A 15,894-nucleotide genomic window follows, 5' to 3' on the forward strand; every position below is an offset into this window, starting at 1 on the left:
TTCGCGCGCAGGCGCCCGGCAGCCACCCCGCCTGACACTTTTTGATACCCGCCTGTCCAAGCCGCCACAAAGGGGACAGGCGCCTTTGTGGCGGTTTGGGGCGATTTGTCTCGATCTGTAACAGGTAGGCCGCCAAAACCGGGCCTGGTGTTACAGATTGAGATTGTTCGGCCAGTCCCTTGCAGTTTGTCTAAATCTGTAACAGGGAGAGACGATTTAGCCCGCTAGATGTTACAGATCGAGACAGAAGATTCTAGTCACAGGCGATGTCGAGGTTTTTGCCGATGAGACCTACGTAGCCGCCTTCGCTCAGCAACTCATTTGACTGAATAGGAAAAAAAGGAAAAAATAGGAAAAAAAGGAAAGGAGACTTATGACTGAAAGCATCTTCTCCCCCTCATTTGGAAATCGCCCGTCCTATCTGGTGGGACGCGGGAGCGTGATTTCGACATTCATCTCCGGCCTTGAGCAGGAGCCGGGCAATCGAGACCGAGCCATGCTCATGCTCGGCCAGCGAGGCAGCGGCAAAACGGTTCTGTTGTGGGAACTTGCCGATCACGCCCGCAAGCTCGGCTTTGTTGTCGCCACGCCCACCGTAGCCTCCGAGGATATGCTCGAGCGCATTGTTGAGAAAATCCAGGAAGCGGGCGAGCCTTACGCCAACAAGCATCGTCTCCCCAAACTTACAGGTGGCAGTTTGAGCGTCTTCGGTTTCTCAGCCGGCCTCGAGTTTACGCGCGACGTACAGGAAACTAAGAGTTTCCAGTTCAAACTCACGCAGTTGGCACGCAAGTTAACCGAGCAGGGACACGGCATCCTCATCCTCATCGACGAGCTCCAGGCAAATTCACCCGAGATCAGACAGCTCGTCACCGCCTATCAAGAGCTGGTCGGCGAGGGACTCAACGTCGCGCTCGTCATGGCGGGCCTCCCGGGAGCAGTCTCCGCGACACTCAACGACCGCGTACTGACATTTCTCAACCGCGCACGCAAAGTCACGCTCGAACCGCTTTCAGTCGGAGATGTCGATGCCTATTATCAGCGGGCTTTCGAAGAGCTCGACCTTGATATTCCAGGCGATCTTCGCCTCCGTGCCGCTCGTGCAACCCAAGGATCGCCCTATATGCTGCAGCTCATCGGCTACAACATCGCCAATCGCTGCCAGGCAGGAGAATACGTAACGCCAGAGCAAGTCGACGGAGCTATCGAAGCGTCAAAGGCCGATTTCGAAAACGATGTTTGTGAAACGACGCTCGCCGCGCTATCGGACCAAGACGTCGCGTTTCTCGACGCAATGTCTGATGACAAAGACGGCGTGTCGCGCATCTCCAATGTGGCCGAGCGCATGTCAGTCACACCCGACTATGCGCAAAAGTATCGCCGACGCCTCATCGACGCCGGCGTTATCGAACAGGCACGCCGCGGTTACGTGCGTTTCGCTGTTCCATATATGGCTGACTATCTGCGCAGCCAGCTCTAGACAGCCACCACAATGGGGACAGGCACCTTTGTGGTGGCTGGGGGGCGGTATGTCTCGATCTGTAACAGGTAGAGACGATTTAGCCCGCTAGATGTTACAGATCGAGACAGAAGATTCTAGTCACAGGCGATGTCGAGGTTTTTGCCGATGAGACCTACGTAGCCGCCTTCGGCTGCCTTGGGGCTGTCAGCATGGCAGAGAACCCACTTGTCGGCCTTCCAGTAGCAGTAGCTGTCGCCGGCAGCAGGCATATCGGCCGCAGCCTCGGGACGCGGACCGTTGGTGCCGGCGGGCAGCGCCACCATCACCTGGAAGCCACCGTCGTCGACCATGCACGGCGTGTAGTGGAGCGTGGTGTTGAAAACCTCGACGACCTTGCCTGCCGGCACGCGGAACGCCTTGACGCACGCGGTATCGAGCTTGCAGCCCTCGATCTCCCAGCGATGCGCCACGAGCAGGATAAAGTCGCGTGCACCCAGGTTGAACTCGCTGGCACGGTGGTACTCCAGGCAGTTGAGACGCGTGTTGTGCCCGTTGCACCAGCCGAGCTGGAAGGGACGGCCACCAAACATGAGAAAGCCCAGTTTATCGGCACCCTTAACGCCCTCGAGCTCCGGCGTACTCGCTACGTACTTACTGCCCTCGGGGATGGGCGTAGCGGAGAGTGCCTCGACGAGTGGAGCGGTCAGGCCGGACGGGACGTCGTCCCACACGCGGCCATAGGACTTGAACTCGGGATCGTTGACAGAGTAGATATGCATGTTCACTCCTGTTCGTAAATGTGACTATACGAACATTCTAGAACAAACATGAGCGATTTTGAACGCTCATCCAGGCCACTCAACAAAAAGGCGCCCCCGCATAAGCGAAGGCGCCCAATGCGCGCGTTTTGGGCGATAAAACCCTTACGCCTGCTGATAGTGCAGGTGCTTCCCGTCGATATCGGCCAGGTCGCGGTCGAGGTAGCGGCGCGCGAGCCAGTTTGCCATGGGAAGGTTCTGGTCCAGGTAGTTGCCGCACTCCTCGGGAGCGGCTCCGGGGACATCGCCCTCAAAGTCGGCGACAAACTCAAACAACTCACGCACGAGCGGCAGGATCTCCTCGCTCGTCACCTCACCAAAAACGACCAGGTAAAAGCCCGTGCGGCAGCCCATGGGGCCAAAGTAGACAATGCGGCTCGACCACTCGGCATGGTTGCGGAGGAACGTCGCCCCCAGGTGCTCGATGGTGTGGCACTCTGCCGTGTTCATGACCGGCTCCTTGTTGGGCGTGGTCAGGCGCAGGTCAAAGGTGGTAACGACAGCGGCGGTCGCCGGATCGCGGTCGATGCGGCTCACATACACGCCGGGCTCAAGCAGCAGATGGTCAACGGAAAAGCTCGCGATACGCTCCATGGCAGATCCTCTCGATAGTCAATTTGGGACGGGGCTCTTTTAGCTGGTTCGAATGGTCGCACCAATCATACCAGTCAAAAAAGCCCCGTCCCAAATGAGCTGCCCGAGACGGGGATCAATGAGTTTTTAATCCCCGTCCCAGAAAAATCATGCTAGGCAGTGTACGAAATGGTCGCGTCGACGGCTTTGCCGCCCTGCGGCCCGGCGTTGCCTTTGCCTAGATCTCGCACACGCTCTGACGCTCGACAAAATAGGTCGATACGGCCGTCTTGCAGGTATAGCTCTTGGGATTGCGGATGTTGCCCACCAGGCGGCGCACCGCGATCTCGCCCACCTCGTGCTTGGGAACGTGCACCGTGGTGAGCGGCGGGTTGGAGAAGGCGCCCAAAGACAGATCGTCAAAGCCGATGATCGAGACATCCTCGGGCACGCGTATGCCGTGCTCGTTGAGCGCGCGCATGGCGCCTACGGCGAGCACGTCGTTTTCGGCAAAGAAAGCCGTCGGCAGGTCGTCGCGCGAGACGCTGTCGAGCCATGCGCCCATGTCGCGATAGGCGCCCTCGAGCGTGGTGCCCAGCGTAACGCGCCATGTCGGGTTGGCCTCAAGGTCTGCGTCCTCAAGCGCTTGGCGATAGCCGCGCTCGCGATCCTTAAAGTTGCGGATGCGAAGGTCGCCTGCCAGATAGCCGATCTGCCTGTGACCTTTCTCGATGAGGTGATCCACGGCGCGCAGCACCGAGTCGGTGTTGGCAATGACCACGGCATCGAAGTACTGACGATCGCTCCAGCCATCGAGCACGATAAGGTGGGCGGCAGCGTTGGCAAACAGGGCGTAGTCTTCCTCACCCAGCTCGGTGCCCATCAGCACGATAGCGGCGGACGGATCGGCGATCAGGCCCTCGACCTGCGGACGCACGGCGTCCAAGTCGCTAAAGTCGAGCGAGACAAAGCTCGTGCTCATGCCGTGACGACGCGCCTGGCGCTCCACGCCCTCGATGACCGCGGGATGGAAGGTGCTCTCGTCCAAGATGGCACCCGTCTTGCGCGCGAGCACAAACTGAATGCTCTCGAGCTGCGTCGACTGCTGATAGCCAAGCGACTGTGCGCACTCCAGAATGACCTTGGCGGTCTCTTCACTCACACTACGCTTGCGGTTGAGCGCGTTGGACACGGTCGCAGGTGAAAAACCGGTGATGCGGCTGATCTCGCGAACACTTGCTTTGGCCATTGTTCCCCCTAGCAACGGCCGTGGCGGAGCATCACAACTTGATGACTCGGCAACTAAACGACCGCAAATTCAATCTAAACAGAATAGTAAATGTTTATGAGCTAGTTTAGCCTGTTGTCAAGCGAAGTGGCACGACTCTTCCCCCAACGGGCACATTTACTCGGTAGCTAAAAAAGCCCCGTCCCAAATTGACTACATGGAGCGGGGCACGGAAATCATCTAGCCAAGAACACGGGCCATGCGCGTCTTGAACTCGGACAGGAAGCGCGGGGCATCCACGGTCAGCGCCACAAGCGCGCTCTTGTCCGGATCGGACAGGCGATGCTCGTCGCAAATGGTGCGGCCGCGATACTCGCCCAGCAGATCAACACGCAGGTTGCAGCCGAGCGCACCCACGAGCGTGGGGTCGATCGCCACGGCGACGGCCAGTGGATCGTGCAGCGCACAACCACCCAGGTAGGATGCGTTCATCTCGTACGAACCAATGTAGTGCTCGACCATGCTCGCAAACGCACAGCCTGCCATGGTGCCCGAGCCCGTCCATCCGGCAATGTCGCGACGCGTGAGCACCACGCGATGCGTCACATCCAGGCCCACCATAGTGAGCTTGCGGCCCGAACGCAGCACGGCATCGGCCGCTTCGGGATCGCTTGCCATGTTGGCCTCGGCACCCGCGCTCACATTGCCGGGCACGGTCAGGGCGCCGCCCATCACCACCACGCGGCCAATAGACATCACCGCCGCCGCATCGCGCTCCAGGGCAAGCGCCAGGTTGGAGAGCGGGCCGGTCGCTACGTAGACCAGATCGGGACCATAGGTGCGCGCGGCATCAATCAGATAATCGACTGCAGCGTTGCCATCGGCCGACGTCGCCCCCACCGGCTCGTAGGGCGACGCGGGCACACTCGCGCCGCCGATGCCATTCTTGCCGTGAATGAGTACGGTGGACGCCGGCGGCGTATAGGGCTCAGTCGCCTGCAGAGGACGGTCGGCACCCAGGTACACCGGCACCTCGGGACGGCCCAACAAGTCGAGCACCGCCAGGCAGTTGCGCGCCGACTGGTCAACGCGCACGTTGCCAAAACACGTGGTTATGCCCACGAGCTCAACCTCGGGGCTCGCGATGGCATAGGCAAGCGCCATCGCATCGTCCACACCCATATCCAGATCAAGGATCAGCTTCTTGGTTGCCATTGTTCTACTCCGCTTCTCCGTCTTGTACTAAATCGTCTAAATCAAACACGCGCTCAACTTCGGCACGCGTGGGAATCGACTGCTGCGCGCCCAGGCGCGACACCGTCACTGCCGAGGCGCGAGCACCCGCGGCCATGCACTCAAAGAGTGGCAAGCCCTCCAAACGAGCCGCAGCAAGCGCACCGATAAACGTATCGCCCGCGGCCGTCGTATCGACCACCGTGCTCGAAAGCGCCGGCATGCGCAGCAGCTCGCCGTCGTCGCCGAGCGTAACCGATCCGGCGCCGCCCAGCGTGATGACCGCGGCGCCGGCACCCTTGGCGAGCAAGGCATTGAGCGCCGCGACGCAGCTCGCATCGTCTGCAGGCAAGATGCCCGTCAGTACCTGGCACTCAGTCTCGTTGGGACAAACCAGGTCGACTGCAGGCCAGACCTCCGCAGGCACTTCGCAGGCTGGCGCTGGATTAAAGACCGTATAAAACCCCAGCTCGTGAGCGCAGAAAAGCGCCTCGACAGTCGCCACAAGGTCACATTCGCCCTGGGCGATAAAGACGCTTCCGGCAGCCGGGGCAATCTCGCTGGCGTTGCCATCGAGCTCATCGGCCACCAGGCGCCTCAGCGCGCGGGCAACGTCCTCGCCCGCAAGCGCATGGTTGGCGCCCGGCGATAGCACGATGCGGTTATCGCCCTCACAGCGAATGATGGTCGCCGTTCCCGTCTCCACGTCGTCGCGACGCGCCACAAAGCCACAGTCCACGCCAGCATCTTGGAGCCCCGCCACGAGCGACGAGCCAAACGCGTCGCGGCCGACCGCGTCGATCATGCGCGTGCGCGCGCCCATGCGCGCAGCTGCTACGGCCTGGTTGGCGCCTTTACCGCCGGCGTTGGTGATAAACCCGCTGCCGCCGACGGTCTCGCCCGCACGCGGCATGCACTCGCACGCCACCGAAAGGTCCATGTTCATGCTGCCAAACACCGCAACGATGCCGCAATCTGCCATGAAAACCTCCTCGTCCGCGGGCTCTGCACCCGCTGTCGGCCGTCAATCGTGCATTCTCGCACCTCTATAACTTTAGTTCACTTTGATGTGGACGCGCGCTTGAGCTTACGCCAGCAGCAAGCATTCACAGGAGTAGGCGGCTACAATGAAAGCGTGCTGATTATTCTCGTCATTGGATGATGTTTTATGGAACAATTCCCGCGATCGAGCTCGCGCAGCTCACGCCATGCGAGCGATCAACAAGCGCCGCACGAACGTTCGCGCACTAACCGCCAAACCACCGAGCCGCGCCGCGCTGCAGGCTCCCATCGCTCGCCCGCCAACAAGGGCGCCTGCACCGACAGCACCGCAAAAGAACAGGCGCCCACGCGTCCCAAATCTCGCTACATCCCCGCCCTCGACGGCCTTCGCACGCTCGCCGTTGTCGCGGTGGTGCTCTATCACCTCAACCTCACGTGGGCACAGGGCGGCCTGCTCGGTGTCACGATCTTCTTTGTGCTCTCGGGATACTTGATCACGCGCCTGCTCATCAACGAAATAGCAAAGACCGGTCGTATCGATCTTAAGAGCTTCTGGATCCGCCGCATCCGTCGCCTGTTCCCCGCCGTGGTAACCGTCGTGGTGGTGACCTGCGCACTGTGCACTGTCTTTAACCATGTGATGCTCACCAAGATGCGCCCCGACATCCTGCCGTCGCTGCTGTTCTTTAATAACTGGTGGCAGATTATGCAGGACGTTTCGTACTTTAACGCCTTGGGCGACCCCTCGCCGCTCACGCACTTTTGGTCGCTTGCCATCGAGGAACAGTTCTATCTTATTTGGCCGCCACTGCTGTTTGCCATGGTATCCATGCATGTGAGCAAGCCCAACACGCGCCGCGTGGTCCTGGGCCTTGCCGCGGTATCCGCCCTCGCCATGATGGTGCTTTACAACCCTGCCGCCGACCCCAGCCGCGTGTACTACGGCACCGACACCCGCGTGTTCTCGTTGCTGCTGGGTGCCTGGATGGCCTTTATTCCCGACCGCGACCTGGCGCCTGCGCGCCTTGTCCGCCATCTGGGGCTCGACCGACTGGCCGGCGCCGACAAGCACGACAAGTCAAAGAGCGACACCGCCGAGGCCGCCACGACAAAGCCAAGTGAGCCCGCACGCTTTTGGTCCTCCCCCGCATCCATCGATTTGATGGGCGTCGTTGGCCTGGTCGGACTCGCCGCCATGGTCGCGCTCACCAACGGCTATACCGCGTTTCAGTATCGCGGCGGCACGCTGCTGTGCTCCATCCTCACACTGATGGTTATCGCGGCATGTGTGCAGCCCCAGGGCATGGTCGCACGGGCCTTGGCCGCCGAGCCGCTCGTATGGATCGGCAAGCGCTCCTACAGCATCTACCTGTGGCATTATCCGCTGCTGCTCCTCATGAACCCGGTCGCCAACATTAACGATACGCCCTGGTGGCACTACATTTTGCAGGTGTTGTTGGTGGTCGCCGTGGCCGAGTGCTCCTATCGCTTTATCGAAACGCCGTTTAGGAAGGGCGCTTTTGGGCGCACCGTTTCCGAGCTCCGCGACGGCACCACCACGCCCGCCGGCTGGATGCGCGCACATGTCCCCACCTGCGCCGTTTGCGCCATCGTGCTTGTTGTGGCGCTGGGCGGCCTGGTCTTTGTGCCCGACACATCCGCGCTGAGCGGCGAGGGCGCCGAAATCCTAAACAAGGAGGCCAAAAATGCAAAGCCTCAAGATCAGCGGGCGGCCGATGACACCGACAAAGATGACGACGGCTTCCCCGACGGAGCCTACGACCTGCTAATGATTGGCGACTCCGTGTCCCTGCGCGCCGTCGATGCCTTTGACGGCGTGTTCCCGCACAGCCACATCGATGCCGAAAAGGGCCGCCAGTTTGATGCGGGCCGCGCGACATTTGAGGGCTATATCCAGCAGAACCTTGCCGGCAAGATCGTGGTCTTTGCCCTGGGCACCAACGGTTTGGTAACGGACGCCCAGGTCGACGCGATCATGGCCGACGCCGGTGATCAACGTATTGTCGTGTTTGTAAACACGCGCAGCCCACAGCCGTGGGTCGGGTCCACGAACCAGGCCATCGCCAACGCCGCTACGCGCTACAAGAATGTACGCGTTATCGACTGGTACGGATACAGCACAAATCGCAACGACCTGTTCGATGGCGACGGCACGCACCTGTCGACTACCGGCGTGACCGAGTACCTTAAGCTCATCCACGATGCCGTCAAGAAGGACCTACCCGTGCACCCCGAGGACCACGTTAACGATCCGCAGCCGGCGGCTGTCAAATCCGCTGCCGAGGCACTCGTCAACGCCCTCGCCTACAAACCGCACAAGCTAGGCACCGACAAGTAACGCACAGCCAAATCTGCTTACAATCCGGCACTTGGGACCACTTCCGCGACTTACAAAGCCGCCTCTGGGCTGTTAATTCACCCCAGAGGCGGCTTTATAGCTGCACATCGGTATATAACTAGCACCCTATAGCAGACAAAAACAGGCCGCAGCCCATGGCGGCGGCCTGTTTAGAGTCCAAGAGAGGTGCTACGCGCTGTAACCCATCGCTTGCAGAACAAACATGACGACCGTCAGCACCGTAATAACGCCGATAGTCGCCCAAGTGAGCACATTCCACACACGGCCGTTGCGGTTGGCGCCCATAATGTGTCGATCGGCGGCAATAACCACCTGGAACACCAGAACCACGGGCAGCAACACGCCGTTGATGACCTGCGAGGTCATCATAATCTGGAACAGGTCGACGCCGGGCATGAGCACCAGCACGGCAGAAATGCCAATGATTGCCGTAATGATGCCGCGATAGACCGGGGCCTCGTCCCAGCTGCGATCGGCACCGCGCTCCCAGCCAAACGCCTCGCAGATAGCGCTGGATGTAACGCCCGGCAGCACGCAGGCGGCCAAGAAGCTCGCCGCGACCAGGCCCGAGGCAAACAGCACCGTGGACCACTGGCCCGCAATGGGCTCCAGCGCGCGGGCAGCGTCTGCAGCGTCGCTAATCTGAATGCCCGCGGGGAACAATACCGTACCGGTCGTGATGATAATAAAACCGGCAATGACATCGGCGGCAATCGAGCCGCTCACGGTATCGATGCGCTGCAACACGATATCGTCCTCGCCCGCATTCTTATCGACCACGTTGTTCTGTGCCAAGAAAATCATCCAGGGCGCGATGGTGGTACCGATCGTCGCGACCACAAGCGACACGTAGCTGGGGTCATTTTGAATGTTGGGTACAACCAGATCGACCGCCACCTCGCCCCAACTGGGACCAGCCATAATTGCAGCGACAATGTAGGTCACAAACACGCAGCTCACCAGCAACAGAATCTTCTCGATGCGCTGGAAGCTACCCGACATGGTAAGCATCCAAACCATCAGCGCCACAAGCGGCACCGAGATGCTCGCCGGCACGCCAAAGAGGGCAAGGCCGCTCGCGATACCCGCAAACTCCGAAATGGTCACGGCTGTGTTGGCAATCAGCAGCGCCGCCATGGCCAGCACGCTCTTGCGCACGCCAAAGCGCTCGCGAATGAGCGAGGCCAGGCCCTTGCCCGTCACGCAGCCGCAACGCGCCGCGGTCTCCTGCGTCACGATGAGCAGCACGGTCATGACGGGAAGCATCCAGAGCATCTTGTAACCATAGCTGGCACCGGCGCTGGAATACGTGGCGATGCCGCCGGCGTCATTGCCCGAAAGCGCCGCCAAAAGGCCAGGACCCATGGCACCAAAGATGGCCGCGATGGTCAGCTTTTGCTTGGTGCCCTGCTTTTGCTTGCTATTTTGCACGCGACCACCTAACCCATGACCGACATGGTGAGCAGCACCGCAGCGGCACAGTACGCCACGCACGAGATCATGACGGCAATGACGTTCATGGCGGTACCCGACGTATTGAGGTCGTGCTCGTCACGCCAGAACAGCACCATCAGGTAAATCACAGCGCTCATGTTACCAATCAGGCAGACGATGGCCGCGATGTTAAAGCAGCCGGTAAAGAGCTGCTCCTCAAGCATGGGCGCGTCGGGGAACGCCGTGGTGCGCACCAGCTGAGCGCACAGGTAGGTCACGAGCGACAGGATCAGGCCCATGCCCGTGCTCTGGAAGAAGAATCCCAGATACGGCTTGGGTTCATCGTCATGGCCGTCGTACTCCAGGAAGTAGTTCTTGACGAACGACACCATACGCGAGGCAGCCAGCAGCACGAGCGGCATGGCGCACATGGGGAACACCACCAGATGCGCGGAGCCCAGCGCCGTCCCCAGCACTGCCGCCATGATGCACGAGGAAATGCCCCACACGACAACCCAGTACTGGCGATGCACAAACCAGCTGAGCACATTCGTCGAGTCGTCGGACGCGCTATCGCCCGAGCCGACGCCTGCGATCTGCAGGTCCTCCTGGTGCTCCTCGGCGATAACGTCCATGGCGTCGTCGAAGGTCACAATGCCCAAGATGTGGCGGTTCTCATCGCAGACGGGGATGGCGACCAGGTCGTACTTGGTCATCTCGTCCGTTACGTCTTCCTGGTCCTCGTCGGGCGACACATAAACCAGGTCGCGGTAGGCCAGCTGGCCCAGCGTGGCGTCGCGGTCGGCCACGATCAGCGTGCGCAGCGAGAGCACGCCGGTCAGCATACCGCTCGGATCCTCGGTATAGACGTAGTAGACGCTTTCGAAATCCTCGTCGAGCTTGCGGATCGCCTCGATGGCGTCACCGACCGTCGCCGTGGCGGGCAGGGAGACAAACTCCGAGGTCATAATGCGACCGGCAGTGTTTTCCTCATAGCCCAGCAGGTTACGAATCGCCTTCTCCTCCTGAACGCCCATCAGGCGCAGGAGCTTCTCGGCCTTCTCGTAATCGAGCTCGTCGATCAGGTCGGCGGCGTCGTCCGGGTCCATCATGGCCAGCATCGACGACGCATCCGTGTCGGACAGGCCCTCGAGCATCTCGGTCATGAGCTCGTCGTCATCGAACTCCGAGATGGCCTCGGCGGCCTGGGCGGTGTCGAGCTGCGCGAACACCTGCGCGCGCAGGCGAGGATCGAGCTGCTCGATAATGTCGGCAATGTCGGCAGGATGCAGCTCGCCGAGCGTCTTATGCGACACCGACAGCTGGATGTTCTTATTCGAGCGATCGAGCAGGTCCATGTAGGACCAGGCGATGATGTCCTCGCCGAGCGGTTTGCCCAGGTGCTTCATAAAGCCCTCGACGACATGTTCAAGAGCGGGGCTGATTGCGCGCAGCAGACCGCGGGCACCGACTTCGGCACCCAGCAGGCGCAGCTGATTTTCGCCCGACATGGAAAACTTGATGTCGTTTACGCGCACGACCTTCATGCCCTGCGTGTCGACGATTTGTTTATTGAGCACGTCGCGCGCGAGCAGGAGTTCGGTCGGCTGCAGGTACGAAAAACGGATTTCGGTAGCCGACGTCTTAAGGTATACGCCCGTCTCGTCGATACGGTCGACCCATTTTCGCCAGCTGATCATAAACGGCGTCTTGCCGGGACCGCGGAACGCGAGCGACGTCACGTGCGGAAAAACTTCGCCGGTAGCAATGCCAAAATCGTTCACAACGCCGAGCTTTTCGCCATCGACGTCCAAGACCGGCAGCTTGAGCATCTCACTCAGATAATTCACTGGTGCTCCCCATCATTATTCCTTCGGACCGTGGCCATGCCGGCACACCATCCGTGGACTTTTAGATATGTATACGCATGCGCGGGCGGCACACCGCTCGGCGCTCACACCCCGTGCATGCGCAAGAAGCACCTGCAAGGGGTCATCGACTGTATGGTCGAGGTTTGGATTTCACCTGCAACCTTTCTCTTGACCCTTGTTATCCGCAGTAACTATAGCATCAGCATCGCGCCGTGACGCCAAATTTATGCTCCAAACATCGCAGGCATACCAAACGCTGACGCATCCGTGACATAGTCGTTTAAGAACGTCCCCCATGACTAGTCTGCGGTGTCGTTATCTTCGGCGAGCTGGGGAAACACGGCGTTCTTGGGCATGGAAGTCTTCGTTAGCGAGGTGAGTTTTTTGCTCAGCGACGTATCCGTCTTAACCAAATCGCTCAGCGTCACGATCTTGTAGCCCTTGGCGACAAGGCCATCGATGATCTGCGGCAGCGCTTCGAGCGTCTGTTCGGAGCACTCGTCGCTATCGGTGAACAAAACAATGTTGCCCGGAGTCACCGATTCGAGCACTGTCGAAACCTGTTCGTCGGCGCCGTTGAGCAGCCAGTCGCCCGAATCGACATTCCACGAGACCACGGCAGACACCAGGTCCATCGCATCGATCCAGTTTTGCTCGTCAAACGCGGCATAGGGAGCACGCAGCAACATCGTCTCGACGCCGGTCGCCGACTTAATCGCCTCGGTGCCCTTCGTGATCTGCTTGCGCACCGCCTCGCGATCCTCGCCCTTGAGCGAATCATCGCTGTAGCTGTTGGAGCCGATCTCGCATCCGGCATCGACAATCGCTTTGGCAGTAGCGGGCGAGGCTTCCGCAGCATCGCCCGAAAGGAAGAACGTCGCCGTGACGCCCTTTTCCTTGAGCACCTGCAAGACCTGCTTGGTCGCGCCGCTCGGACCCTCGTCAAATGTCAGGGCCACGTACTTTTCGTTGCCCTTGGGCGCTACGCTCGCGCACTCGACTACACAGTCGGTGGCGGGCACGACCTCGCCGCGGTCCTGCGTCTTGCCCGACTGCTCGCCGACCCATACCTCGGAGCGGCCCCGAACGCCCCAGGTTTTAACGTATTCGATAGCGCCCGCGCCCTCGACCTTCAACTTGGGCTCAATGGTCGTGACCTGGACCTCGTGCTTCTCGTACGTGTCGCGGCCGTCTTTGACCGTCACTTTCTCGTCGCCCGTCAGCTCGCGGCTATTCCACTTGCCCTGCTTCACCCGTTTGCCGTCCACCTTCACCGACAGCTTTTCGCCGCCACGGCGGGTAAGCACGCTATCGTCGACAGCCAACAAGTCGCCGGCATCGTAGGTGTCGGTCAGGCCTTGGTCATCGATAAGGTTCTGCAACGTGGAACCCACGCGCACCGAAGCCTGCTCCCCATTGAGCACAATGTCCACGCTGCGATTGACATAGCCCACGACGGCAGCGATAAACAGCACGAGCGCACAGCCGACAGCGATGAGCGCATAGGGCAGGCGGGACGGTCGGCGCGGTGAGCGCCCGTTGCCGATGCGCGCGCTGCGATCGCTAAACCCACGGCTATGGTTGAGGTACATCGCGCCGGGTTTACGGCGACGTCGACGCTGACCGCTGGGCAGCTGCCCCAGGTCGCGTCGCGCCGTCGGACGCGCACCCGAGCGCCCGTTTAAGTTAGATCCGTTTTGGCGCATGTGCCCTCCCCCATAAACACAGCGAGCCGGAGCAACATGTCTCCGGCTCGCCTCCCATCATTTGGTACGTCGCTATTTGCTAGCTTTTGACGAGCCCCCGCTCGCCTTTTGATATTCGTCCTTAAAGGCCTTGAACATACCGCGCGTCTTGCCGAGCTGCTTGCCCAGTGCGCGACTGCCCTTGTCCACGGCGGCCGATCCCTTGTCATCGAGCACCTTGGCGCCCTTCTTGACCTTATCGCCCACCACGACACTGGCCTCGGCAGCCTTGGCGGCCGCGCCACCCGAATACCCGAGCGACTTGACCTCGTCCGAGACAATCATCGCGCCGTTCTCGTAGCCGCGCAGCATCGTCGGCGGCATCTGTGTGTCGCCCACCAGCACACTCGAGGCAGTGCCGGCGGTCACGTAGAACGTCTGCACGATACCCGAACGCGGCTTGAACTCAACGTCCGAGCAGTAGCCCACGACGTCGCCCGATTCCGTGCGCACGTCCATGCCAACCCAGATGACGCAATCGTCCAGGTTGATATCGAGGCGCTTGGCCGCGGCGGCATCGTAGGTGCCCTTGACGTCGTCGACCGCAACAGCACCCTCATAGACGCCGATGGCATCGAGCGCCACAAATCGATCGGGGCGCTCGATCATGCCCGCGATATCGGACTGGCGAACCATAAAGCCCACCACGCGCGTACCGCCCGGGGTAAAGACCGGAAAGTGAATCTTGCCGAGCTTTTTGGGGCTGCGCGGCGTGCCGTCCTTTTTGGTGCGCTTGTCTTCGGCAGGCTTACGATAAACCTTGACGCCGACAAAATCCCCTGCGCGCATTATGCCTCGGTCGAGGGCTCCGTGGCCTCGGTGTCGGCCTCAGTGACGTTCTCGACCACGACGTCGGCAGCGGGCGTCACGTTGCCGCCCGAGATGGCGTCGTTGAGCTGCTCGCGAAGCTGGTCCATGCGCTCGCGGGCCAGGTCGACCTTGGCGCGCAGGTCATCGGTCTTGGCGTCGACCATCGGACCAAAGTCGTTGACCGCGGCACGAGCCTCCTCGGCACCGTGCTCGTAGGTGTCGCGCATGTTGTCCCAGGCATCGTTGGCGATATCGGCGGCCATGGCACGGGTCTCGGCACCCGAGCGCGGGGCCAGAGCAACGCCGATGATAGCGCCGGCGGCAGCGCCAAAGAGCGCACCGGAAACAAAGCTGAAAGTCTTTCCCATGATCATTCCTCTCCTGCGGGCACCTCGATGCCCACCGTTTGAATGCTGTCCATTATACCCGCAGCGCAACACTTGCCGTCGCGCTCATCTGCGTACGGTAAAAGCGCAGGTACATGATGGTGATAAGCGAGTGAGCCTACTCCTGCGGTATGGCAGGCATGGCCACCGTGGCGGCCGGGTCCTCGCCGGCGCCATCAACGAGCGGAAGCGCACCTTCCTGTGCGGGGCCTGCCGGAACCGTCGCCGCGCCACCGTAGACGGCAGCGGGGGCCTCGTGGCTCTCGGCGGTCGCGCCCTCGGTATCGATTGCCTCCTGCAGCTCATCGTCAAAGCTCGGGACACCCTGGGGCTCCGCGGGCTCGGACTCGACAGCTTCCTCAGCAGCTGCCTCGACGCCGGGTTCGGAATCGGCAGGAGCCTCGCCTTCGGCCCCGTCCTCGGCGTTTGCGGCGGCGATGGCCTCGTGCGGATCCTTGCCCTCGGCCTCGGCGCGCATACCCAGCACCAGGTTGCGCAGGCCCGCGACCGTGCCCTCCACGTCAGGGGCAGGCTGGTCGGCGTGCAGATAAGCCCAGTCCATCATAAAGGTCGCCGAAGACAGCGCGCCGATGGCCAGCGCGTCATCGGGGCATGAAAGCTCAACCTCAAAGACACGCTCATCGTGCTCGCTTACGCGGGTACGGCCGCACGAAATGCTGCCGGCGAGACCGGTCTCGTTCATGAGCTCCACTGTCACGTGCTCCAGCAGATGGCAAAGCTCGGTCTGGCCCATGCAGTCCTGGAATTCACGACCGGAATCGCCTAGGCACAGGTGCTTGGCAATCGCGGGCACCAGGTAGTACACGCGCGCCGTGGCCTCGATGTCCTCCGAGGTCATGAGCGGCATGCCGGGGTTCACCAGCACATGCGCGCAGATCTTGTCCTCGCTGACGGTGACCTTAAGGATGTTGAACAGGCCTGCCATAACTCT

The 15,894-nt window shown here is 61.0% G+C and carries 13 protein-coding genes; 2 read left to right on the forward strand and 11 right to left on the reverse strand.

Features of this window, described 5'->3' with window-relative positions:
- The first annotated feature begins 373 nt into the window (after nt 1-373).
- Nucleotides 374-1,480 carry an ATP-binding protein gene (locus ACTQV3_RS03880; protein WP_441535762.1) on the forward strand — a complete coding sequence of 369 codons (1,107 nt, stop codon included), beginning with the start codon at nt 374-376 and terminating at the stop codon, nt 1,478-1,480.
- 116 nt (nt 1,481-1,596) lie between these two features.
- Here the strand turns inward: ACTQV3_RS03880 and ACTQV3_RS03885 are convergent, their stop codons facing one another.
- The 5 genes from ACTQV3_RS03885 to ACTQV3_RS03905 form a co-directional block, all read right to left on the reverse strand.
- Nucleotides 1,597-2,241 carry a DUF4867 family protein gene (locus ACTQV3_RS03885; protein ID WP_441067437.1) on the reverse strand — a complete coding sequence of 215 codons (645 nt, stop codon included), beginning with the start codon at nt 2,239-2,241 and terminating at the stop codon, nt 1,597-1,599.
- 144 nt (nt 2,242-2,385) lie between these two features.
- The gene (locus tag ACTQV3_RS03890; protein WP_441067439.1) at nt 2,386-2,874 is read right to left on the reverse strand and encodes an S-ribosylhomocysteine lyase; all 489 of its coding nucleotides are present in this window, start codon (nt 2,872-2,874) and stop codon (nt 2,386-2,388) included.
- A gap of 217 nt (nt 2,875-3,091) precedes the next feature.
- A complete protein-coding gene (locus ACTQV3_RS03895) occupies nt 3,092-4,102 on the reverse strand; it encodes a LacI family DNA-binding transcriptional regulator (RefSeq protein ID WP_441067441.1) in 1,011 nt (336 codons plus the stop codon).
- Between the two features lie 219 nt (nt 4,103-4,321).
- On the reverse strand, nt 4,322-5,296 hold the full coding sequence (locus ACTQV3_RS03900; protein ID WP_441067443.1) for a nucleoside hydrolase: 975 nt from the start codon (nt 5,294-5,296) through the stop codon (nt 4,322-4,324).
- 4 nt (nt 5,297-5,300) lie between these two features.
- Complete coding sequence (locus tag ACTQV3_RS03905; RefSeq protein WP_441535763.1) at nt 5,301-6,296, reverse strand: ribokinase; 996 nt, start codon at nt 6,294-6,296, stop codon at nt 5,301-5,303.
- A gap of 186 nt (nt 6,297-6,482) precedes the next feature.
- Here ACTQV3_RS03905 and ACTQV3_RS03910 point away from each other — a divergent pair, with 186 nt between their 5' ends.
- On the forward strand, nt 6,483-8,675 hold the full coding sequence (locus tag ACTQV3_RS03910) for an acyltransferase family protein (RefSeq protein ID WP_441067447.1): 2,193 nt from the start codon (nt 6,483-6,485) through the stop codon (nt 8,673-8,675).
- A 189-nt stretch (nt 8,676-8,864) separates the two neighbouring features.
- Here ACTQV3_RS03910 and ACTQV3_RS03915 read toward each other — a convergent pair whose 3' ends face one another.
- The 6 genes from ACTQV3_RS03915 to ACTQV3_RS03940 form a co-directional block, all read right to left on the reverse strand.
- Complete coding sequence (locus ACTQV3_RS03915; protein WP_427747655.1) at nt 8,865-10,061, reverse strand: Nramp family divalent metal transporter; 1,197 nt, start codon at nt 10,059-10,061, stop codon at nt 8,865-8,867.
- 74 nt (nt 10,062-10,135) lie between these two features.
- Nucleotides 10,136-11,980 (reverse strand): magnesium transporter, encoded by a 1,845-nt coding sequence (locus ACTQV3_RS03920; protein WP_441067449.1) that lies wholly within the window; start codon nt 11,978-11,980, stop codon nt 10,136-10,138.
- Nucleotides 11,981-12,300: 320 nt separating this feature from the next.
- Nucleotides 12,301-13,707 (reverse strand): polysaccharide deacetylase family protein, encoded by a 1,407-nt coding sequence (locus tag ACTQV3_RS03925; protein ID WP_441067451.1) that lies wholly within the window; start codon nt 13,705-13,707, stop codon nt 12,301-12,303.
- A gap of 72 nt (nt 13,708-13,779) precedes the next feature.
- On the reverse strand, nt 13,780-14,535 hold the full coding sequence (locus tag ACTQV3_RS03930; RefSeq protein WP_441067453.1) for a PRC-barrel domain containing protein: 756 nt from the start codon (nt 14,533-14,535) through the stop codon (nt 13,780-13,782).
- Nucleotides 14,535-14,924, reverse strand: a complete 390-nt coding sequence (locus ACTQV3_RS03935; protein WP_154516595.1) for a YtxH domain-containing protein — start codon at nt 14,922-14,924, stop codon at nt 14,535-14,537. The genes ACTQV3_RS03930 and ACTQV3_RS03935 overlap by 1 nt, the downstream gene beginning before the upstream one ends.
- A 136-nt stretch (nt 14,925-15,060) precedes the next feature.
- On the reverse strand, nt 15,061-15,888 hold the full coding sequence (locus ACTQV3_RS03940) for a cyanophycin synthetase family protein (RefSeq protein ID WP_427718075.1): 828 nt from the start codon (nt 15,886-15,888) through the stop codon (nt 15,061-15,063).
- Nucleotides 15,889-15,894 lie beyond the last annotated feature (6 nt).

Source organism: Collinsella sp. LCP19S3_A7, assembly GCF_052121995.1.
Classification (GTDB): Bacteria; Actinomycetota; Coriobacteriia; order Coriobacteriales; family Coriobacteriaceae; genus Collinsella.